The organism is Micromonospora rifamycinica (genome assembly GCF_900090265.1).
GTDB lineage: Bacteria > Actinomycetota > Actinomycetes > Mycobacteriales > Micromonosporaceae > Micromonospora > Micromonospora rifamycinica.
The window spans coordinates 4,035,060-4,055,135 of sequence record NZ_LT607752.1 but is presented as its reverse complement, the minus strand read 5'-3'; the positions used below and the strand labels follow the sequence as shown (position 1 = coordinate 4,055,135).

Here is a 20,076-nt window from a genome sequence, read left to right as displayed (position 1 = left end):
TGCCGACGGCAGCGCATGCGGAAACGCCGCCCCGGAGCGTGGGCTCCGGGGCGGCGTCGAGAATCCGTGCGATCAGTGGGTACGCGCCGGCGGCCGACCGCCGAAGCCCTGCCGGTCGTCGCGCGGCCGGTCGTCACGAACCCAGCCCTCGGTACGGAACCCGCCCCGACGGTCGGCGCCACGCGGCTCACCGCTGGGGAACCGGCGCTCCCCGGCGGACTGCTCGCCCCGGGTGCCCCGGTCGCCGAAGCGCTGCTCGGCCCGGTCGCCGAAGCGTCGGTCGGTGTGCTCGCCGTACCCCCGGTCGGTCCGGGCGCAGTCGCCGTAGGCCCGCTCCCCGGAGGGCCGGTCACCGTAACCGCGCCCGCTGCCGGTGCGGTCACCGTAGCCGCGCTCGCCGGTGGGGCGGTCGCCCCGGGCGTCGGGTCGCTGTCCGGCGCGGTCGCCGAAGCGCCGCTCGCCGGCCGGCCGGTCGGTGCCGGGGCGCTCCCCGAACCGGCCACCCTGCTCGCCGCTCCGCGCGCCGTGACCACGGTCCCCCGCCGGACGCTCCCCACCGTAGCTGCGGCCGTCCCGGCTGCCGGCGTAGCTGCCCCGGCCGGCGCCGTAGCTCCGGCCGCCGCCGTAACCCCGGGAGTCCCGGTCGCCGCTGCCCCGGCTGTCCCGGTCGCCGCCGTAGCCCCGGGAGTCGCGGTCGCCGCTGCCCCGGCTGTCCCGGTCGCCGCCGTAGCCCCGGGAGTCGCGGTCGCCGAAGCGGCGCGGGCGGTCGCCGTGCCGACGCGGTTCGGGCTCCTCGCGGACCGGGACCGGGACGCCGCTCGGCTCGCGGGCACCGGTCAGCTCGGCCAGCACCGCGTCGCCGACCCGCACCCGGGTCTCGGCCGGCTCCACGCCGGCCTTCTCCAGCATCGCCAGCGTGGTCCGCCGCTGCTTGGGCAGCACCAGCGTGGCCACCGCACCCGACTCACCGGCCCGCGCGGTACGACCCGCACGGTGCAGGTAGTCCTTCGGGTCCTTCGGCGGATCGATGTGCAGCACCAGGGAGACCCCGTCGACGTGGATGCCCCGGGCCGCCACGTCCGTGGCGACCAGCACGTCCATCCGGCCCTCGCGGAACTCGGCGAGGGTCTTGGTACGCATCCGCTGGGTCTTGCCGCCGTGCAGCCCGCCGGCGCGTACGCCCACCGCGCCGAGCTGTTCCACCAGCCGGTCCACCCCGAGCTGGGTACGGGCGAAGAGCATGGTCCGGCCGGGACGGGCCGCGATCGACGCCGCCACGGCGAACTTGTCGTGCGGCGGGATCAGCAGCAGGTGGTGGTCCATCGTGGACACCGAGGCGGTCGACGGTGCGGTGGAGTGCGTCACCGGGTCGGACATGAACCGCTTGACCAGCGTGTCGACGTCACCGTCCAGGGTGGCCGAGAAGAGCAGCCGCTGGGCGTCCGCCGGGGTCCTGGCGAGCAGCTCGGTGACCTCGGGCAGGAAGCCCATGTCGGCCATCTGGTCGGCCTCGTCGAGGACGGTCACCTCGACGTCGTCCAGGACGCAGACGCCCCGGTTGATCAGGTCACCGAGCCGGCCCGGGGTGGCCACGACGATCTCGACGCCCCGCCGGAGCGCGTCGACCTGCCGGTCGTACGGGACGCCGCCGACGGCGGTCTTGAGGAAGATGCCGACGGCCTTGCCGAGCGGCAGCAGCGCGTCGTTGACCTGCATCGCCAACTCGCGGGTGGGCACCAGGACCAGGGCGCGCGGGTGCAGCGGCCGGGCCCGGTTGCGTTCGGCCAGCCGGGCGATGATCGGCAGGCCGAAGGCGAGGGTCTTGCCGGAGCCGGTCTGGCCCCGGCCGAGCACGTCCCGGCCGGCGAGGGCGTCGGGCAGGGTGGCCCGCTGGATCTCGAACGGGGTGGTGATGCCCTGCCGGCCGAGGGCGTCGACCAGCTGCCGGGGCAGCCCCAGGTCGGCGAAGCCGACGACGGGGGTGGCCGGGGCCGGGGCGCTGCCGGTGAGGTCACCGGTCGGCAGGTCGGGGGCGGACGGAATGGTGCCGGGGTCAACAGAGGTGGTCAAGAAATGCCTTTCGAGCGGGGCGCATCTTCGCGATGGCCCGCTGCGGCATGAGGTCGCCGCCGAATCGCCCGCAAGATCGCCCAGGGGCACGCCACGCGCGCCAGGTCAGTGATCCCGACAAGTGTACGGCGATCCGGCGGGCCCGCCAGCGCACTCCGGGCCCGGAGTGGGCGGACTCACCCCCTCCGATCGGCCGTAGCCACCCGGCAGAGCCGCCCACCAGCGCATCCTGTCCACCCCGATCGGTCGATCTTACTGGGACAGCATGTTGCCGACCAGGCCGTCCATCACGTCGTTGGCGAGCAGGACGACCAGCACGCTGATCGCCACCAGCAGACCCAGCGAGGCGGCGAGGACGACCACCACGCGGGTGGTCCGGGGCCGCGAGGGCGTGGTGTCGGACCAGCCCTGGGCCAGGATGTGCCCGGTCAGCGAGCCGGAATTCTCCACCGGATTCGCCGGAAAGGCGACCGTGGCGTGCCCCGGTCCGTCGAGGCCGCCGCCGAAGCCGACGCTCGCCAGGTCGGGGCCGCCCCGGTAGGACGTACCGGTGGTGGAGCGGGCGGCACCGGCGGCCTGCTGGCGTGGGCCGGTCGCGGACGAGGGCTCGCCGGGCAGCACGGGGGCCGACACCACCGGCAGCACGGAGGTGGCGCTGTCGACCGACGGGTCGCTGACGGCCGGTGACCGGAACACCGGCCTGGCTGTGCCGGCCGTTGCCGTGCTGGGCGTTGCTGTGCCGGGCGTTGCACTGCCGGCGGTTGCCGTGCCGAACGTTGCACTGCCGGCGGTTGCCGTGCCGAACGTTGCACTGCCGGCGGTTGTGGTGCCGGGCGTTGCGGTGCCGGCGGCTGCCCTGCCGGCGGTTGCCGGGCCGGGAGTGATGGTGCCGCTGGTCGTGGGGACGGCGGCGGAGGCGCTGGCGCGGAAGGAGGGCGCAGCGTCCGGGCGTCCGGGCATCGCCGGTGGCGGCGGGAAGGGAGGCGCGGGCATCGGGCCGGGTGGCGGGGGAGGCGGTGGCACCGCTGGACCCGGCGGCGGCACCGGCGGCCCGGGTACCGGCGGGACCGGGCCGGGCGGCACCGGAACAGGACCCGGCACCGGTACCGGGGTGGGTGCCGGGCTGGGGGCGGGTTCGGGGCTGAACGGCGACGGGCTCGGGGCCGGTTCCGGGCTGAACGGCGACGGGCTCGGGGCCGGTTCGGGGGTGGGGCTCGGCGTCGGGTCCGGCTCCGGGGTCGGCGGCGTGGGCGGCTGGACCGGCTGCGGGGGCTGCGCCGGCTCGGGAGGTTCCGGGCTGACCGGTACCGACCGGTACACCCCACCGGCCGCATCGCCGGATCGGCTTCCCGTGCCCGTCGCCGCGTCCTCGGCCTCGGCGGCGGAGACCCGGCTGAGCCCGGGGACGGAGACGCTGGCCCGTGCCGTGCCGCCGTCCGATCCGCCGCGCTGCCCGGGAACCACCGCCGGGGCTGCCGGTTCGTCGACGGGGTGGCCGGGCCGGGAGGAGGTGGACCCGGACCCGTCACCCGCTGTGGAGTGCGGGGTCGGTGTGCGCCCCGCCGACTCGACGCTCGTACCGGCCTGGTCGCCGGTGCCGGTGGTTGTGGACACGGCACCGGCGGCCTGGCCCACGGCCCTGGTGGGGGGAGCGGGGGGCGGGGCGGATCCGTCGTCGGTGGAGGTGGCCGGAGCGCCCGCCCGGTAGGTGGTAGCGACGGCCGGCTCGGTGGGCGGTCCGCCGCCCCCGGGCGGCGCGGTCGCCGTGTGCACGCTGGCCGTGGCGCGGGCCGGGCGGTCAGCGCTGCCGGTGGGCTGGCGCGGGGTGTCAATGGCCGGATCGGGGCCGGATCCCTGGTCGACGCGTACCCCCGGAACCTCTTGCTCGCCCATGATCGCCCTCCGCGTGCCCTCGCACCCGTCCCGTGAACGGTGACCGGCTGTGCCTCGTGTCACCGTGCCACATCTCGTCCCGTCGGCACAGCCGGAGTGCCGACGGGACCGGGGCGTGGCCGCCGGTAGGTCAGCTTCCGGTGCTCGCCGGGGCGGACGCCGACCGGCTGCTCTCCGCGACACCGGTGCTGACGGCCGTGGTCGGGGTGGCGCTGGTCTCCGGCGTGCCGGAGCCGGAGACGCTGGGCGTCGGGGCCACGCTCTTGGTCGGCGTGGGCGTCGGTGTCGGGACCGGCGGCTTCGTCGGCGGCTTGGTCGATCCACCGGTCGGCCGAGGGGTGGGGGTGGGGGTGGTGGGCTTGGGCGACGGGGTGGTGGGCTTCGGGCTGGGCGTGGTGGGCTTGGGCGACGGGGTGGTGGGCTTCGGGGTCGGCGTCGGGACCTGGGTGATCGGGGAGCCGGGGACGCTCACCGCGCCGACGACCCGGGTGGCGGCGTAGAGGCCGGACCACCGGACCTGGGAGATCTTGACGACGTCCCCGCTGCGCGGCGCCTGGACCATCCGTCCGTTGCCGATGTACATCGCGACGTGGTGGATGGTCGTCCAGCTGCTGCCCGAGGCGAAGAAGAGCAGGTCGCCGGGGAGCAGTGCGCTCTGGGCGACCGTCCGGCCCCGGGTGGCGTAGTACTGGTCGCGGGCGACCCGGGGCAGGTCGTAGTAGCCGGCGGACCGGTAGGCGGCCCACATCAGCCCCGAGCAGTCGAACCGGTCCGGTCCCTCGGCCGCCCAGAGGTAGGGGTCGCCGAGCTGCGCGAGCGCGTACCGCACGGCGGCGAGCGCCTGCGGGCTGGCGTTCATCCCGGTGCTGCTCTGGCCCTCGACGTACGCTGCGCCCAGCTTCTGCTCGGCGGCCTCCTGCTGCTTCTCCAGCGCGATGAGCTGGGCCTGGTTGTCCGCCCGTAGCTTGGCGATCCGGGCGTCGTTGTCGCGCAGCGCCTTCTGCACCGCGGCGAACTGTTCCTCGGCCCGCCGGACCCGGTCCGTGGCGGCGGTGACCGCCTGGGCGGCGACCTGCTCGGCCGTCCGGGCCCGGGACAGCTCGCCGGACGCCGCGGTGGTCTCGTCGTCGGCCTGCTCACCCCGGGTCACCCGCTGGAGGACGCTCAGCCCGTGCAGGTCGCGGGCGAGTTCGCCGGGCGGCAGGGCGGCGGCGGCCTTGAAGGCGTTCGCGGCGACGGCGTTGGCCTGCTGCTCGGCCACGGTCAGCGCGCTCCGGGCCCGGGTCAGCTCACCCTGGACGCCGGTGAGCTGGACCCGTGCGTCATCACGCTGCTTCTGCAACTGCAGGAGCTGGTCGGCGAGCTGGCCGTTCTGCGCGGTCAGCGTATCGATCTGGGACAGCAGCGGGCTGGTCGGGAGCCCGCCGACCGGCAGGGTCGGGTAGCCGGGCTGGCCGGCGCCCGGGTAGCCGGACGTCGGTGCGCCGGGCAGCTGCAACCCGCCCGCAACCACCGGCCGGGAGCCGGTGTCCGGGACGGTGTTGGGCAGCGGCGGCTCGGCGTACGCCGGGGTGGTCAGGACCATCGCGGCGACCGCGCCGAGCAGGGCCGACCAGAGCGCCGGACGCAGCACCGGGGAGACCAGTGGGCTCCTGCGTCGTCGCTGCCGTCGCCCGTGCCCGCTGTCGACCATGCCGCTCCCTGTGCCGCGTGATGGTGTCACCGCGTGAGATGGGGCGCGGCGACCCGGGACGCCGCCGGTGTGCGCCGCGTCCCATCCTGTCTTACCGCACCGGGACAACGATGTCGATGCGGTGGCAGCTTGGAGAAGCCTGGGAGTACGGGTGAGGTAGGTCGCTGGCGGTGCCCGTCCTGCCGACCTGTCGGTGGCCCGACGTACGCTCGATCGGACCGCAGGTGGAAGGGACGTGGCTTTTCGATGGACGCCGGACTCAAGCGTGAGCTGGAAGCGAAGGTGTACGCGGGGGAGCGACTGACCCGCTCGGACGGGATCGCCCTTTATGGGAGCGACGACCTGACCTGGCTGGGCCGGCTGGCCCACCACCGGCGGACGGAGTTGAACGGCGAACGGGTGATGTTCAACGTCAACCGGCACCTCAACCTGACGAACGTCTGTTCCGCGTCGTGTGCGTACTGCTCGTTCCAGCGCAAGCCGGGCGAGAAGGACGCGTACACGATGCGTATCGAGGAGGCGGTCCGCAAGGCCAAGGAGATGGAGGACGAGCAGCTCACCGAGTTGCACATCGTCAACGGCCTGCACCCCACGCTGCCCTGGCGCTACTACCCGAAGGTGCTGCGGGAGCTGAAGGCGGCGCTGCCGAACGTCAAGCTCAAGTGCTTCACCGCGACCGAGGTGCAGTGGTTCGAGAAGATCAGCGGCCTGTCGGCCGACGAGATCCTCGACGAGCTGATGGACGCCGGCCTGGAGTCGTTGACCGGCGGCGGCGCGGAGATCTTCGACTGGGAGGTCCGCCAGCACATCGTCGACCACGCCTGCCACTGGGAGGACTGGTCGCGGATCCACGCGCTGGCCCACGCCAAGGGCATGAAGACCCCGGCGACGATGCTGTACGGCCACATCGAGGAGCCCCGGCACCGGGTCGACCACGTGCTGCGGTTGCGCGAGTTGCAGGACCAGACCGGTGGCTTCGCCGTCTTCATCCCGCTGCGCTACCAGCACGACTTCGTCGACTCGGCGGACGGCAAGATCCGTAACCGGATCCAGGCGCGCACCACGATGGCGTCGCCGGCCGAGTCGTTGAAGACGTTCGCGGTCTCCCGGCTGCTCTTCGACAACGTTCCGCACCTGAAGAACTTCTGGGTGATGCACGGCCTGTCGGTGGCCCAGCTCTCGCTCAACTTCGGCGTGGACGACCTGGACGGCTCGGTGGTCGAATACAAGATCACCCACGACGCCGACTCGTACGGCACCCCGAACACCATGCACCGGGACGACCTGCTGCACCTGATCTGGGACGCCGGCTTCCAGCCCGTCGAGCGGGACACCCGCTACAACGTGGTCCGCGAGTACGACCGGGCGCCCGCCCTGGCACAGCGGCGGTCCGAGCCGCAGCAGGTCTGGGCCTGACCCGCCCGTATGCTCGGCACACCATGACCGGACGACAGCCGACCACCCAGCGGGGCGGGTTCCCCCGCCGGGACGCCGAGGGGCGCATCCTCACCCTGGGTGACCTGCTCGGGGTGAGCCTGGCCGGCTGGGTGATCGGTCTGCTGGCACTGGTCCTCTTCGACGGGGTGTTCGCGATGGCCGGCGCGGGTGACTTCGGCCGTACCACCGGGTGGCTCGCGGTGATCCTGCCGGCCTGGCTGTTCTGGGACGAATTCCGGGCCTGGGACTTCGGCGCGGCCCGGGTGGTCGCGGCGCTGTCCGCCGCGGTGCTCGCGGTGCTCGCCGGGCTGCTGGTGGCGGGCCTGGCCGCCGGGCTCGCGCCGCTGTTCACCGGCGGGCTGGCCGCGCTCGCGTTCACCGTCGGGTACGCGGTGTTCTGGTTCCAGGGCGTGCACTGGCTGGCCCGACGTACGGGCTGAACCACCGGCGTCGGAGCCCCGACGCGGAATCAGGGAGTGGGGAACGACGTGAGCGCGAGGAGTGAGCCGGGGTTGCGAGCCCCGCAGTCGCGAGCTGAGGTGGCCTGGTGAGCGCGAGGAGTGAGCCGGGGTTGCGAGCCCCGCAGTCGCGAGCTGAGGTGGCCTGGTGAGCGCGAGGAGTGAGCCGGGGTTGCGAGCCCCGCAGTCGCGAGCTGAGGTGAACCCGTGAGCGCGGCGGTCAAGTACACGTTGGCCCGGATCGGGCTGTTCCTGCTGGTCGTGGTGGCACTGTGGCCGGTCGGGATGAACCTGTTCCTGAAGCTGATGGTGGCGCTGATCTTCTCGGCCGCCGCGTCGTTCTTCCTGCTCCGGGGCTGGCGGGACCAGATGGCCGAGGAGGTGGCCGCCGCCGCCGAGCGACGCCGCGCGGAGAAGGAGCGGCTGCGCTCCGCCCTGGCCGGCGACGACCAGCCGACCGGCGACGACCGACCCGCCGGGACCGGCCGACCGTCCGGGACCGACCTGCCGTCCGGGACCGACCTGCCGTCCGGGGACGCGCGCCCCGCCGGGGACGACCGACGCCCCTGACCACCTACGTCGACCCCCGGAGCGGATGCCGGCCGGTCGCCGGGTCACCAGTTGGTCGAGCCCGGGACCGCCGGCCACGGGCGGCCGGTCGGCTTGATCAGGTAGACGATGCCGCCCGAGCCGCCGGCCACCGTGCCGTCGGTCCGGTGCCGCTTGGTGCGCAGCCAGATCTGCTCGAACTGGTCGCGTCGGTAGACGGTGCGGACCTCGGCGTTGGACGCCGACGCCGGGTCGTTGACGATCACGTCGCCGTCGGCGGTGAAGCCGACGATCACGAACAGGTGCCCGGAGGTGCCGTAGTTCGATCCGTCCAGCTCGGTGTCGAGGAAGGACTGCGAGGTGATCACGGGCATGCCGGCCCGGATGAAGCGTTCCACCTCGTCGAGTGAGTGCAGCCGGGTCACCCGGGCCTCGATGCCGGGGAAGCTGGCCGCGTACGCGGTGTTGAACGGCCAGTTGCCGGTGCCCTCGTACTCGTCGTCCCAGGTCATCCGGGCGGCGTGGACGACCTGCGGGTCGGGGTGGCCGGGGTCGATCCAGGACAGGTCCGCGGCCGACGGCAGCCGGCCGTAGTACTCCAGCACCATCGTGGTGGACGTCGGGCTGCACCAGACCTGGCCGCCGCCGCCCCACTCGGGATAGCTGCCCCGGTGGACCATCTGGGAGCGGGCCGGCACCGGCAACTCGGTGCCCCAGGCGATGCCGCCCCGGCTCGGGGTGACGGTGAACCGGTCCGGCACGTTCGAGCTCATCGCGCCGAGCATCCGGACCCGGGGCGAGGCGGTCTGGCCGGGCGCGCGGTAGAGGGTGAGCCGCAGCTGGTACGACCGCAGCCGGATCCCCTCGGCGGCGGCGTCGATGGCGAAGGTGTCGGTCCAGACGCTGGACCAGGGGTCGCCCTGACCGTCCAGGGTGGCCCGGGTGATGTCCCGGTCACCGGCGGCCCAGCGGGCCATGACGTACCACGGGGTGTGCGTGCCGGTGGTGTAGGTGCCCTGGAGTTCGACCTGGAGCCAGGTACCGTCGGGGGTGTCGGCGTTCCAGGAGGCGACCAGCTCGGTGGCGTCGAAGCCGATCGTGGTGCGCGGTGAGGTCCAGGTGGCGTACTCCCAGGTGCGGGTGGTGCCGGTGTGCTCGTCGGTGAACGCGGTGGTGCCGGCGGGCCGGCCGATGGCGAGCCCGGCGCGGTGGCCGGGCACCGCGAACGTGCCCTGGTGGGTGCCGGCCCGCCAGTCCGGGTACCGGGACCATTCCTGGAAGGTGATCTGCTCGTCGTGGTCGCCGGCGGGCGGGCGACCTCCGGCGGGCGGGTGTGCCTCGGCGAGGCGACCGACGGCGCGGACGGGAGCGGTGCTGGCGAGCAGGGTCAGGGTGGCGAAGCCGACGAGGGCGGCCGTGCGCAGGGCTCTGCTGGACATGGCAACTCCGCGGGGTGGGGAATCGTTGTCCTTCACTGTCCCGTTTGGCAGGAAGTTTCGCCAGGGTTTGCGGGAAAGAAAATAGTTGCCGAGAGGACGATCCGGTCGGGATGGCCTGAGACAGTCAAGGATATTGATATGACCATGTGACTCCTGGTGGAGTGTGCACACAGCGGGATACCCCGTACCCCGAGGAGGATGTCCATGGCCTTCCGCGCCTCCACCTTCCGGCGTCGCCTGGCGCTCGCCGTCATCGCCGGCTTCGGCCTCACCGCCGTCGCCACCGGGCCGGTCTCCGCGCGCCCGGCCCCGGAACCCGAGCCCGCCGCCACCGAGTACCGGGTGCTCGGCCCCCGTACCCTGGCCGACCGCAACGCCGTCGCCCGCACCGGCGCGGCCATCGACTCGGCCGAACACGGGGTGCTGTACGTCTCGGCCACCCGGTCCGAGGCCGCCGCGATCAGCCGGCTCGGCTTCCGCCTGGAGAAGGAGGCCCCACCGGCCCCCGCCGAGGGGGCGGGCACCTACGCCTTCCCGCCGGCCGACTCGAACTACCACGACTACGCCGAGCTGACCACCGTGGTCAACCAGGTGGTCGCCGACCACCCGGCCATCGCCCGCAAGATCAGCATCGGCCGGTCGTACGAGGGCCGCGACCTGATGGCGGTGAAGATCTCCGACAACGTCGGCACCGACGAGGCCGAACCGGAGATCCTGTTCAACTCCCAGCAGCACGCCCGCGAGCACCTGACCGTCGAGATGGCGATCTACCTGCTCAACCTCTTCACCGACAGCTACGGCACCGACTCGCGGATCACCAGCATCGTCAACTCGCGGGAGATCTGGATCGTCCCCACTGTCAACCCGGACGGCAGCGAGTACGACATCGCCACCGGCTCCTACCGGTCGTGGCGCAAGAACCGGCAGCCCAACAGCGGGGCCGCCGCGGTCGGCACCGACCTGAACCGCAACTGGGGCTACAACTGGGGCTGCTGCGGCGGCTCCTCCGGCACGCCGTCGTCGACCACCTACCGGGGGCCGTCCGCCTTCTCCGCGCCGGAGACCAAGGCGCTGCGGGACTTCGTCAACAGCCGGGTCGTCGGCGGGGTGCAGCAGATCAAGGCCAACATCGACTGGCACACCTACTCGCAGCTGGTGCTCTGGCCGTTCGGCTACACCACGGCGAACACCCCCAGTGGGATGACCGCCGACCAGTACAACACCTTCGCCACCCTCGGGCAGCGGATGGCGGCCACCAACGGCTACACCCCCGAGCAGTCCAGCGACCTCTACATCACCGACGGCGACAGCCTCGACTGGATGTGGGCGACCCACAAGATCTGGGCGTACACCTTCGAGATGTACCCCGGGTCGTCCGGGGCCGGCGGCGGCTTCTACCCGCCCGACGAGGTCATCCCGGCCCAGACCTCCCGCAACAAGGAGGCGGTGCTGCTCCTGTCCGAGTACGCCGACTGCCCCTACCGCGTGATCAACAAGCAGAGCACCTACTGCTGAGTTACCGGACGTCATTCCGGGTGGGGTCCCGTAAGCCCCCGACGGGGCCCCACCCACCCCCACCGAGCAGACGATCTCCGCTGGTCGTGCGCTACCGTGGCACCCGATCGACCCGCAGCGAAGCCGGTGGGAAACCGGCGCTGTCCCGCAACTGAGATGCCCCACCGTGGTCCCGGCCCCGCCGGGCCGCCCCGACGCCCGGCCCGAGTGGCCGGCGTCGTCGTGTGTGGGGACGAGCCAGGTCGCCTGCGGTCGGTCGCGACACGCGCTCTCGAGGAAGGGCGCCTCGCGGACGGGCACGCACCGCGGTTCCTGTCGGCGAAGCACCACGCTCCTCGACCGACAGGAGGACCGATGTCCCGACGTACCCCCCGGCTGTTCGCCGCGACCCTCGCGGTGGCCGCCCTCGCCCTCGGCGCGTGCGCCGAGAAGACCTCCGACACCCCCGCCGCCGGCAGCAGCTCCGGCGCCGCCGCCTTCCCGGCCACCGTCGGCAACCTCACCCTGGACAAGCGGCCCGAGAAGATCGTCTCGCTGTCGCCCACCGCGACCGAGATGCTCTTCGCGATCGGCGCCGGCAAGCAGGTCACCGCCGCCGACGACCAGTCGAACTACCCGGCCGACGCGCCCAAGAGCGAGCTGTCCGGCTTCCAGCCCAACGCCGAGGCGATCGCCGGCAAGAACCCCGACCTGGTGGTGCTCGCCAACGACACCAACAAGATCGTCGCCCAGCTCACCGCGCTGAAGGTCCCGGTGCTGCTCACCCCGGCCGCGACCACCCTCGACGACACCTACCGGCAGCTCACCGACCTGGGCACGCTCACCGGGCACCCGACCGAGGCGGCCGACGTCACCGCCCGGATGAAGGACGAGATCGGCAAGCTCACCAAGGACCTGCCGCAGCGGTCGACGAAGCTGACCTACTACCACGAGCTGGGGCCGGAGCTGTACAGCGCGACCAGCAAGACCTTCATCGGCTCGCTCTACACCCTGGCCGGGCTGGAGAACATCGCCGACGCCTCCGACGCCGACGGCAAGAACGGCGGCTACCCGCAGCTCTCCCAGGAGATCATCGTCAAGGCGAACCCCGACTTCGTCTTCCTGGCCGACGTGAAGTGCTGCCAGCAGAGCGCCGACACGGTCAAGGCGCGCAGCGGCTGGGCCGGCGTCACCGCCGTCAAGAACAACCAGGTCGTCGCCCTCGACGATGACATCGCCTCGCGCTGGGGGCCGCGCGTGGTCGACCTGCTCCGGTCGATCGTCGACGCCACCGCCAAGGTGCCGGCGTGACGGTCCACCACCGGTGACCGTGCGGCCCACCGACCCGGTGCCGGCCGGGGCCGCCGCACTCCGGCCGACTGCCGCCGGCGGTACGCCCCGACCGGCCGGGCTGCGCAAGCGCTGGCTCGCCGCCGGGGTGCTCGCCGTGCTGGTGGCCCTGGTCGCCGGGGTCTCCCTCGGCCCGGTCGGCCTGCCGCCCGGCAGCGTCGCCGCCGAGCTGCTCAACCTGCTGCCCGGGGTACGCCTGGACAGCGGGTTGACCGAACGCGAGATCGCGATCGTCACCGAGCTGCGGCTGCCCCGGGTGGTACTCGGCCTCCTCGTCGGCGGCCTGCTCGCCCTGGCCGGCGGCTGCTACCAGGGCGTGTTCCGCAACCCGCTGGCCGACCCGTACCTGCTGGGGGTGGCGGCCGGCGCAGGGCTCGCGGTGACCGCCGTGATCACGCTGGGCGGCGTCGGGACGGGCGGTGCGCTGACCGGGATGCCGGTCACGATCCCGCTCGCCGCGTTCGTCGGCTCGCTCGGGGCGGTCGCCCTGACGTACCTGCTCGGGGCGGCCGGCGGGCGGGACCGGTCACCGGCCACCCTGATCCTGGCCGGGGTGGCGGTGTCGGCGTTCCTCGCCGCCGGGCAGACGTACCTGCTGCAACGGCACTCCGACGGCATCCAGCCGGTCTACTCCTGGCTGCTCGGGCGGCTGGGCACCGCCGGCTGGGGTGACGTCCGGCTGATCCTGCCGTACTTCGTGCTGACCACCGTGGTGGTGCTGCTGCACCGGCGGGAACTCGACGTGCTCTCGGTCGGCGACGACGAGGCGAGCGGCCTCGGGCTGCACCCGCAACGCTCCCGCTACCTGCTGATCGCCGCCGCCTCGCTGGGGACCGCCGCGGCGGTCTCCGCCTCGGGGCTGATCGGCTTCGTCGGGATCATCGTGCCGCACACCGTGCGGCTGCTGGCCGGATCGAGCTACCGGGTGATCCTGCCGCTGTCGATGCTCTTCGGCGGGGCGTTCCTGGCGCTGACCGACGTGGTGGCCCGCACCGCGGCCGCCCCCGCCGAGATCCCGATCGGCGTGGTGACCGCCCTGCTCGGCGGCCCGTTCTTCGTCCTGGTCCTGCGCACCGCCCGCCGGGTGTTCCCGTGAGTGTGCCGGCGGTGGAGGTGCGGGGGCTGCACGTGCGGCTCGGTGGGGAGGTGATCCTGGACGGCGTCGACCTCACGGTCACCCCGGGCGAGTGGGTCACCGTGATCGGGCCGAACGGCGCCGGCAAGTCGACCCTGCTGCGGGCCGTCGGCGGCCTGCTGCCCGCCCCGGGCGCGGTCTCGCTGTTCGGTACGCCGTCCGGCGCGCTGCGTCGCCGGGACCGGGCCCGGGTGGTGGCGACGGTGGCGCAGTCCCCGGTGGTGCCGGCGGGCATGTCGGTGTTCGACTACGTGCTGCTGGGGCGGACCCCGTACATCGCACCGCTGGGCCGGGAGTCGGCGGCCGACCTGGCCGCCGTGCACGACGTACTCGACCGGTTGGATCTGACCGTGTTCCACCGGCGGGAGCTGGCCACCCTCTCCGGCGGGGAGCGGCAGCGGGTCTTCCTGGCCCGCGCGCTCGCCCAGGGCGCCACCCTGCTGCTGCTGGACGAGCCGACCAGCGCGCTGGACATCGGCCACCAGCAGGAGGTGCTGGAGCTGGTCGACCAGCTCCGCCGGGCGCACGGGCTGACCGTGCTGGCCACCATGCACGACCTCTCCGTCGCCGGTGAGTACGCCGACCGGATGGTGCTGCTCGCCGAGGGGCGCGTCGTCGCGGTGGGGCCACCCGACCAGGTGCTCACCGAGGAGCTGCTGTCCCGGCACTACCGGGCCCGGATCCGGGTCGTTCCCGGGGAGCACGGCCCTCTCGTGGTGCCCACCCGCCCCGCGCCGCCCCGGTCATGAGGGTCGACCGGCGCGTCCTGTTCCGGCCTGGAGCAGGGAGAACCGGGCACCCTGGGGGTCGTGGAGGGTGGTGAGCCGGCCCAGCGGGGTGTCCCCGGGCGGGGTGCCGACGGTGCCGCCGAGGGTGGTGGCCCGCGCGGCGGCGGCGTCCACGTCGGCCACCGCGAAGAACACCGACCAGTACGCGGGCCGACCGGCGGCCGGGTCGTCACCGGGTGGGGTGAGCATCCCCGCCACGATCCGCGCCCCGCACCGCCAGCCCGTGTGGTCGTACCCCGTGACGGGGCGATCCTCCGGGTGCCAGCCGAAGACCAGCTCGTAGAAGGCCTTCGCGCCCTCCGGGTCGGGGCTGACCAGCTCGTTCCAGCACATCGCCCCGGGGGCGTCGAGCAGCTCCGCACCGGGCATCCGCATCGGCTGCCAGACGCTGAACACCGCGCCGGCCGGGTCGGCGAAGACCGCCATCCGACCGGCGTCGAGGACGTCGAACGGGGTGACCAGCACCTGTCCGCCGGCCGCCTCGACCCGGACGGTGACCAGGTCGGCGTCGTCGGTCGCCACGTACGTCGACCAGACCGGCACCTGGTCCGGCCCGGCCGGTGGGCCGGCGCCCGCCACCGCCCGGCCGTCCTTGCGGAAGGTGGTGTAGCCGGCCGCCTCGGGCTCCGGCGCGATCCGCCCGGTCCAGCCGAACAGCTCCGGGTAGAACCGCCGGGCGGCTTCCAGGTCGGGGGTCGCCAGGTCGGTCCAGCAGGGCGTGCCCGCGGCGACGGTGCTCACGTCGACCCCTCTCGGCTGCGGGGGCGGGCTGGTCGCCGCCCTGCCGGCATCGTGGCACCGGTCGACGGCCACCGGGCCGAACCGGCGAAAGGTCAACTGAACCGGCGACCCTCGTCCCGCCGGTACGCGGCACCGGAGACCGCGGCGAGCAGCACGATCCAGACGCCGAGCATGCCCAGGGCGAGCGGGTCGGGCCGCCAGTCGCCGACCGCCGCCCACATCAGCTCGACCGCGCCCCGGGTGGGCAGGAACGGGGCGATCATCTTGATGAAGCCGGGTGCGTCGCCGGGGGCGGAGAGCAGGCCGCCGCCGAAGGCCAGCGGGAAGAAGATGACCTGCGCGACGACGATCGCCGCCTTGCTCGGCAGCGAGTAGCCGATGGCGAGGCCGAGCAGGGTGAACGGCACCGACACCACGGCTACGGTGACCGCGCCGAGCAGCAGTCCGGCCGGCGTGACCCGGGCGGCCGTGGCGACCGCCGCGATGATCACGACGGGCAGCATCGACAGGTACGTCAGCACCAGCCCGGCCAGGATCCGTCCGGCCAGCCGGGGCCCCGGACCGGCCGGCAGGGTCCGGGTGTACGGGTTCCACGGCTGGTCGCGGTCCTCGGCGACGCCGATGCCGTACTGGAAGATGTTGGCGCTCATCACCGCGAAGGTGACCATCGCGGCGGTGGCGTAGGTGGCGCCGGTCGGGTTGTCCCCGGCGAACGGGACGACGAAGAAGAGCATCGCGGCGGCGGGGAAGAAAGCGCTGCCCACCACGGCGACGGGGATGCGGAGGGTCTCCAGGAGCTGGTAGCGGGCGTGGACCAGGGTGAGTGGCACGGCGTCGACTCCTCAGGCGGTGGGTCGGCCGCCGGCGGCGGCACTGGTGGGGGCGGCGGTCGGGTCGGTGGGGGCCGGGTCGGTGGCGTCGGTGACGGTCGGGCCGGTGGCGGCCGGGCCCTGCGCGGTGATGGCGAGGAAGGCCTCCTCCAGCGAGGTGGGGCGGACCTCCAGCTCGCGGAACGCCACCCCGGCGGTGACCAGGTCGCGGACCAGCTGGTCGGCGTCGGTGGTGAGCAGGTGGGTACGCCCGTCGGCGTGCTCGGTGGCGACCACGCCGGGCAGCGCGGGCAGGTCGTCGGCGGTCAGGCTGACCCGGCGGACGCCGACGATGCCCCGGATCGCCCCCACCGTGTCGTCGGCGAGCACCCGGCCCTGCCCCAGCACCACCACCCGCTGCGCCAGCGCCTCCACCTCTTCGAGGTAGTGGCTGCTCAGCAGGACCGTCCCGCCGTCGGCGTGGAACGACCGGACCGCCTCCCACAGGGTGTGCCGGGCCTCGACGTCCAGCCCGGTGGTCGGCTCGTCCAGGACGACCAGCCGGGGCCGGCCGACGAAGGCCAGCGCGACGGCGAGCCGACGCCGCTGCCCGCCGGAGAGCCCGCCGGTCTGCCGTTTCTCCTGGTCGGTGAGGCCGAACCGGTCGAGCAGCTCGGCCCGGGGCACCGGGTCGGGGAAGTGCGCGGCGACGAAGTCGACCACCTCGCCGACCCGCAGGGTGCCGGGCAGGCCGGTCTCCTGCGGGGTGACCCCGAGCTGCCGCCGGGACGCCGGTCGGCGTGGGTCGCCGCCGAAGAGCTCGACCCGGCCGGCGCTCGGGCGACGCAGCCCGACCAGCATGTTGATCAGGGTGCTCTTGCCGGCGCCGTTCGGCCCGAGCAGGCCGACGAGTTCTCCGGCGGAGACGGTCAGGTCGACCCGGTCGAGGGCGAGGACGTCGCCGTACCGGCGGGTGGCCTGGTCGGCGTGGGCGAGGATCATCGGTTCTCCCGGGGGTCGGGGGTGTCGAGCAGGGCACGGATGTTCTCGGTGTACTCCTCGAACGCCCGCCGTCCGCGTCGGCTGAGCCGGACCAGGGTGGTCGGGGTACGTCCGCGGTGGGTCTTGTCGATCTCGATGTATCCGGCGTCCTCCAGCTTGCGCAGGTGGACGGAGAGGTTGCCGGCGGTCATCGCGAGCAGCTCCTGGAGGCGGGGGAAGGTGATCCGGTCGCCGTCGGCGAGGGTGGCCAGGGTGACCACCACCCGCAGCCGGGCCTGGGCGTGGATGACCGGGTCGAGTTCGCTCATCCGTGCCGCCGCCGGGCGAGCGCGCCGGCCACCAGCAGCCCGCCACCGCCGGCCACCGCGACCACCAGGGCGTGCCAGCCGGGGCCGGCGAGCACCCCGACGATGTTGACCACGGTGAGCCAGACGCCGAGGCGGAACAGGGTGCGGTCGAGCCAGATCGCGCCGCCGGCCATGTGCAGGGCACCGGTCAGCCCCACCGACAGCGCCGACCAGAGCAGCCCGGCGAGGTCGGCCGGCAGGCTGTCGGTGACCCGGCCGATCACCACCGACAGGCCGAAGAACCCCAGGCCCCAGGCTGTGCCGTACCACCTGCCGCGCTGGGACGACTCGCCCGCGACGTGCCGGTAGGCGCGGGCGCTGCCCACCCCGAAGACCACCGCGGCGGCGGCGAGCAGCACGAAGAGCACGGTCAGCGGCAGCCAGGCGGGCATGCCGACCAGCGTCCGGCCGTCGGGGGAGAAGCGCAGGAAGTAGACCCCGAAGCCGATCAGCCAGGCGAACCCCCAGGGCCAGTAGTGCAGCCGGGGGTCGGGTTCCAGCCGCCGGACGGTGCTGGCCTGCTGTTCGCGGATCAGCCGCATCGCGTCGGCGGCGTCGAGCGGTGCGGTGTCGTCGTCCGGTGTCATGCAAACTACTTTAAAACACAAAGTGGAGCCGGTGGATGGTCAGGGCACTGGCGGTCAGGCCGGCGGGGGTGGTCCGGCTGTCGGCGATGCTCCGGTCGCCGGCCGGTGGTCAGGCCGTTGGTGGTGGTCCGGCCAGGGGGCCGGGCAGCGGCGCGGTGTGCAACACCGACAACCCGGACACGGCCCGGGTCAGCGCCACGTAGAGACGGTGCAGGCCGCGCGCCTCGGCGGCCACGATCGCGGCCGGCTCCACGACCACCACGTGGTCGTACTCCAGGCCCTTGACCAGCGTCGCGGGGACCACGGTGACCCGCGCCGGGGCCGCCGGGTCGTCGGCGGTCGCGGTCGGCACCCCGGCGGCGGCGAGGGCCGCGCGCAGGCCGTCCACCGCGTCGTCGGCGGCGATCACCCCGACCGAGCCGTCCTGCCCGAGCGCCGCGCGCACCTCGGCCACCGTCGCCGCCGCCAGATCGGTCACGGTACGCACGTCGAGTGCCCCGTCGCGCCGCAACGACACCGCCGGGGGTACGTCGACCGCCAGCGCGGGCAGCAACCGGTTGGCGAACGCGACCACCACGGCGGGCACCCGGAAGCCGACGCTCAGCGGCACCACCGCCGCGTCCGGCTTGCCCAGGTGGGCCAGGGACTCTCGCCAGTCGGTGGCGGCCCACGGGGCGGTGCCCTGGGCCAGGTCGCCGAGCAGGGTGATCGAACCGTGCTCACTGCGTCGGGCGATGGCCCGGCACTGCATCGGGGAGAGGTCCTGCGCCTCGTCGACCACCACGTGCCCGAACCCGGTGGCCCGTTCGATCAGCCCGGCCGCCTCGTCGATCAGCACCGCGTCGGCGGCGGTCCACCGGGTCGCCTTCGGGGTCCGGCCCGGCTTCGTCCCGCCCAGCAGGGCCTGCTCGTCGGGGGTGAGCAGGCCGTCGGCGACGGTGGCCAGCAGATCCGGGTCGCCGAGCACGGCGTGCACCAGCCCCTCCGGGGTGAGCGCCGGCCAGGCGGCGTCGAGGAAGGCGGTCACCGGGCGGGACCTGCCCATCCGGCGCAGCCAGGCGTCGCCCGGCGACTCGGCGCGGCGGGCCTCGGCCTGGCGTTGCAGCAACCCGACCACCCGGGCCCGGACCCGCTCCCGTCCGGTCCCGTACGGCAGCCCCTCCCGACGGGTCTCCTCGATCACCCGGTGCAGCGGGTCCAGGCCGATCCGCCAGCGGAACGACCCGTCCGACACCATGATCGGGTCGGTGGGCGCGGTGATCCGGGCGTCCGCCGCACGTCGGAGCACCTCGGCCATCCGGGGGTCGTGCTTGAGGGCGGCCACCGCCGGGTCGTCGACCGCCCGGACCGGCACCCGCGCGACCAGCTCCTCCACGGTGGCCTGGGCCACCTCGACCTCGCCGAGGGCGGGCAGCACCGCCGCGATGTAGGACAGGAACGCCCGGTTCGGGCCGACGATCAGCACCCCGGCCCGGCGCAGCCGCTCCCGGTGCAGATAGAGCAGGTACGCGGCCCGGTGCAGGCCGACCGCCGTCTTACCGGTGCCCGGTGCGCCCTGCACGCAGATCGAGTCGGCCAGGTCGGCCCGGACCAGCTCGTCCTGCTCGGGCTGGATGGTGGCGACGATGTCCCGCATCGGCCCGACCCGGGGGCGCTCGATCTCGGCGGTGAGGATCCGGCTGCTGGTGCCCAGCTCCTCGCCCCGGTCCAGGTGCTCGTCCTCGAAGCCGGTCAGCGCCCCGGCGCCGAACCCGAACCGTCGTCGTACGGCGACCCCCTGCGGGTCGCGGGCGCTGGCCCGGTAGAACGAGCGGGACACCGGGGCCCGCCAGTCCAGCACCAGCGGTTCGCCCCGCTCGTCGGTGACGTGCCGCCGGCCGACGTGGTAGGCCCGCCCGGCGTGCTCCGGGTCGGCCGGGCCGAAGTCCAGCCGGCCGAAGAAGAGCGCGGTGGCCGGGTCGTCGGCCAGCTCGGCGACCCGCCGGGCCAGGTGCCGGCCGAGCTGTTCGGCCGTGTAGGCGTCCCCGGCGACCTTGTCACCGGTGGCGAAGAGCGACTGGGCGCGGTCCCGCATCCGTCGCAGGGCGAGCCGGGAGGTCTCCAGGTGGGCCTGCTCGGCGGCGAGTTCGGTGTCGAGCTGTGCTGGTACGGAGTGTGCGCTGCCGCGTTCGTCGGTTGCGGGCACGGTGATCCTCTTCGGCGTCTCGATCGGCTCGCCCGCGTATCCAGGAAGGGTCCTTGGCGCGTGGGGACGTCCGCTGCGGTGGCTACCTCACCACGGCCG

General features: G+C 73.9%; 17 protein-coding genes and 1 pseudogene. 8 read left to right on the top strand and 10 right to left on the bottom strand.

From position 1 onward, the window contains the following. Nucleotides 1-72 precede the first annotated feature (72 nt). Both GA0070623_RS16675 and GA0070623_RS31035 read right to left on the bottom strand, forming a co-directional pair. The gene (locus tag GA0070623_RS16675) at nucleotides 73-2,070 is read right to left on the bottom strand and encodes a DEAD/DEAH box helicase (RefSeq protein ID WP_407937936.1); all 1,998 of its coding nucleotides are present in this window, start codon (nucleotides 2,068-2,070) and stop codon (nucleotides 73-75) included. Between the two features lie 252 nt (nucleotides 2,071-2,322). After that, nucleotides 2,323-2,766 (bottom strand): hypothetical protein, encoded by a 444-nt coding sequence (locus tag GA0070623_RS31035; RefSeq protein WP_157517662.1) that lies wholly within the window; start codon nucleotides 2,764-2,766, stop codon nucleotides 2,323-2,325. Between the two features lie 415 nt (nucleotides 2,767-3,181). On the opposite strand from GA0070623_RS31035, the gene GA0070623_RS30595 reads away from it, so the two are divergent. Next, on the top strand, nucleotides 3,182-3,778 hold the full coding sequence (locus GA0070623_RS30595; RefSeq protein ID WP_197699990.1) for a hypothetical protein: 597 nt from the start codon (nucleotides 3,182-3,184) through the stop codon (nucleotides 3,776-3,778). A gap of 315 nt (nucleotides 3,779-4,093) precedes the next feature. Here GA0070623_RS30595 and GA0070623_RS16665 read toward each other — a convergent pair whose 3' ends face one another. Further along, nucleotides 4,094-5,656, bottom strand: a complete 1,563-nt coding sequence (locus GA0070623_RS16665) for a C40 family peptidase (protein WP_067315181.1) — start codon at nucleotides 5,654-5,656, stop codon at nucleotides 4,094-4,096. A 246-nt stretch (nucleotides 5,657-5,902) separates the two neighbouring features. Here GA0070623_RS16665 and mqnE point away from each other — a divergent pair, with 246 nt between their 5' ends. The 3 genes from mqnE (at nucleotide 5,903) to GA0070623_RS16650 (ending at nucleotide 8,121) form a co-directional block, all read left to right on the top strand. Next, on the top strand, nucleotides 5,903-7,072 hold the full coding sequence (gene mqnE / locus GA0070623_RS16660) for an aminofutalosine synthase MqnE (RefSeq protein WP_067315178.1): 1,170 nt from the start codon (nucleotides 5,903-5,905) through the stop codon (nucleotides 7,070-7,072). A gap of 23 nt (nucleotides 7,073-7,095) precedes the next feature. Next, entirely contained in the window at nucleotides 7,096-7,533 is a 438-nt protein-coding gene (locus tag GA0070623_RS16655; RefSeq protein WP_067315176.1) for a hypothetical protein, read from the top strand. Nucleotides 7,534-7,758: 225 nt separating this feature from the next. Then, the gene (locus GA0070623_RS16650) at nucleotides 7,759-8,121 is read left to right on the top strand and encodes a DUF4229 domain-containing protein (protein WP_067300602.1); all 363 of its coding nucleotides are present in this window, start codon (nucleotides 7,759-7,761) and stop codon (nucleotides 8,119-8,121) included. Nucleotides 8,122-8,165: 44 nt separating this feature from the next. Here GA0070623_RS16650 and GA0070623_RS16645 read toward each other — a convergent pair whose 3' ends face one another. Then, nucleotides 8,166-9,539 carry a peptidase C39 family protein gene (locus GA0070623_RS16645; protein ID WP_067300599.1) on the bottom strand — a complete coding sequence of 458 codons (1,374 nt, stop codon included), beginning with the start codon at nucleotides 9,537-9,539 and terminating at the stop codon, nucleotides 8,166-8,168. A 204-nt stretch (nucleotides 9,540-9,743) separates the two neighbouring features. Between GA0070623_RS16645 and GA0070623_RS16640 the strand changes: the two are divergent. From GA0070623_RS16640 to GA0070623_RS16625, 4 genes and pseudogenes are all read left to right on the top strand, one after another. Next, nucleotides 9,744-11,051: pseudogene (locus tag GA0070623_RS16640) on the top strand (M14 family zinc carboxypeptidase); the annotation flags it as partial. A 357-nt stretch (nucleotides 11,052-11,408) separates the two neighbouring features. Next, nucleotides 11,409-12,344, top strand: coding sequence for an ABC transporter substrate-binding protein (locus GA0070623_RS16635; protein WP_067300592.1), 936 nt, complete (start codon nucleotides 11,409-11,411; stop codon nucleotides 12,342-12,344). Between the two features lie 100 nt (nucleotides 12,345-12,444). Next, nucleotides 12,445-13,479: a FecCD family ABC transporter permease gene (locus GA0070623_RS16630; protein ID WP_407938002.1), complete on the top strand. Its 1,035-nt coding sequence runs from the start codon at nucleotides 12,445-12,447 to the stop codon at nucleotides 13,477-13,479. Next, nucleotides 13,476-14,267: an ABC transporter ATP-binding protein gene (locus tag GA0070623_RS16625; RefSeq protein ID WP_067300589.1), complete on the top strand. Its 792-nt coding sequence runs from the start codon at nucleotides 13,476-13,478 to the stop codon at nucleotides 14,265-14,267. Before GA0070623_RS16630 ends, GA0070623_RS16625 begins: the two co-directional genes overlap by 4 nt. Here the strand turns inward: GA0070623_RS16625 and GA0070623_RS16620 are convergent. The 6 genes from GA0070623_RS16620 to GA0070623_RS16595 form a co-directional block, all read right to left on the bottom strand. Then, nucleotides 14,262-15,047 carry a VOC family protein gene (locus GA0070623_RS16620; protein WP_067300586.1) on the bottom strand — a complete coding sequence of 262 codons (786 nt, stop codon included), beginning with the start codon at nucleotides 15,045-15,047 and terminating at the stop codon, nucleotides 14,262-14,264. The two genes, GA0070623_RS16625 and GA0070623_RS16620, sit on opposite strands and share 6 nt — an antisense overlap. A 92-nt stretch (nucleotides 15,048-15,139) precedes the next feature. Further along, on the bottom strand, nucleotides 15,140-15,877 hold the full coding sequence (locus tag GA0070623_RS16615; RefSeq protein WP_067300583.1) for an ABC transporter permease: 738 nt from the start codon (nucleotides 15,875-15,877) through the stop codon (nucleotides 15,140-15,142). Nucleotides 15,878-15,889: 12 nt separating this feature from the next. Next, on the bottom strand, nucleotides 15,890-16,858 hold the full coding sequence (locus tag GA0070623_RS31410) for an ABC transporter ATP-binding protein (RefSeq protein ID WP_067300580.1): 969 nt from the start codon (nucleotides 16,856-16,858) through the stop codon (nucleotides 15,890-15,892). Beyond that, nucleotides 16,855-17,166: a winged helix-turn-helix domain-containing protein gene (locus tag GA0070623_RS16605; RefSeq protein ID WP_067300577.1), complete on the bottom strand. Its 312-nt coding sequence runs from the start codon at nucleotides 17,164-17,166 to the stop codon at nucleotides 16,855-16,857. Before GA0070623_RS16605 ends, GA0070623_RS31410 begins: the two co-directional genes overlap by 4 nt. Then, nucleotides 17,163-17,792 carry a transporter gene (locus tag GA0070623_RS16600; RefSeq protein ID WP_067300574.1) on the bottom strand — a complete coding sequence of 210 codons (630 nt, stop codon included), beginning with the start codon at nucleotides 17,790-17,792 and terminating at the stop codon, nucleotides 17,163-17,165. Before GA0070623_RS16600 ends, GA0070623_RS16605 begins: the two co-directional genes overlap by 4 nt. A 109-nt stretch (nucleotides 17,793-17,901) precedes the next feature. Continuing rightward, nucleotides 17,902-19,977, bottom strand: a complete 2,076-nt coding sequence (locus tag GA0070623_RS16595) for a HelD family protein (protein WP_067300571.1) — start codon at nucleotides 19,975-19,977, stop codon at nucleotides 17,902-17,904. Nucleotides 19,978-20,076: the final 99 nt, after the last annotated feature.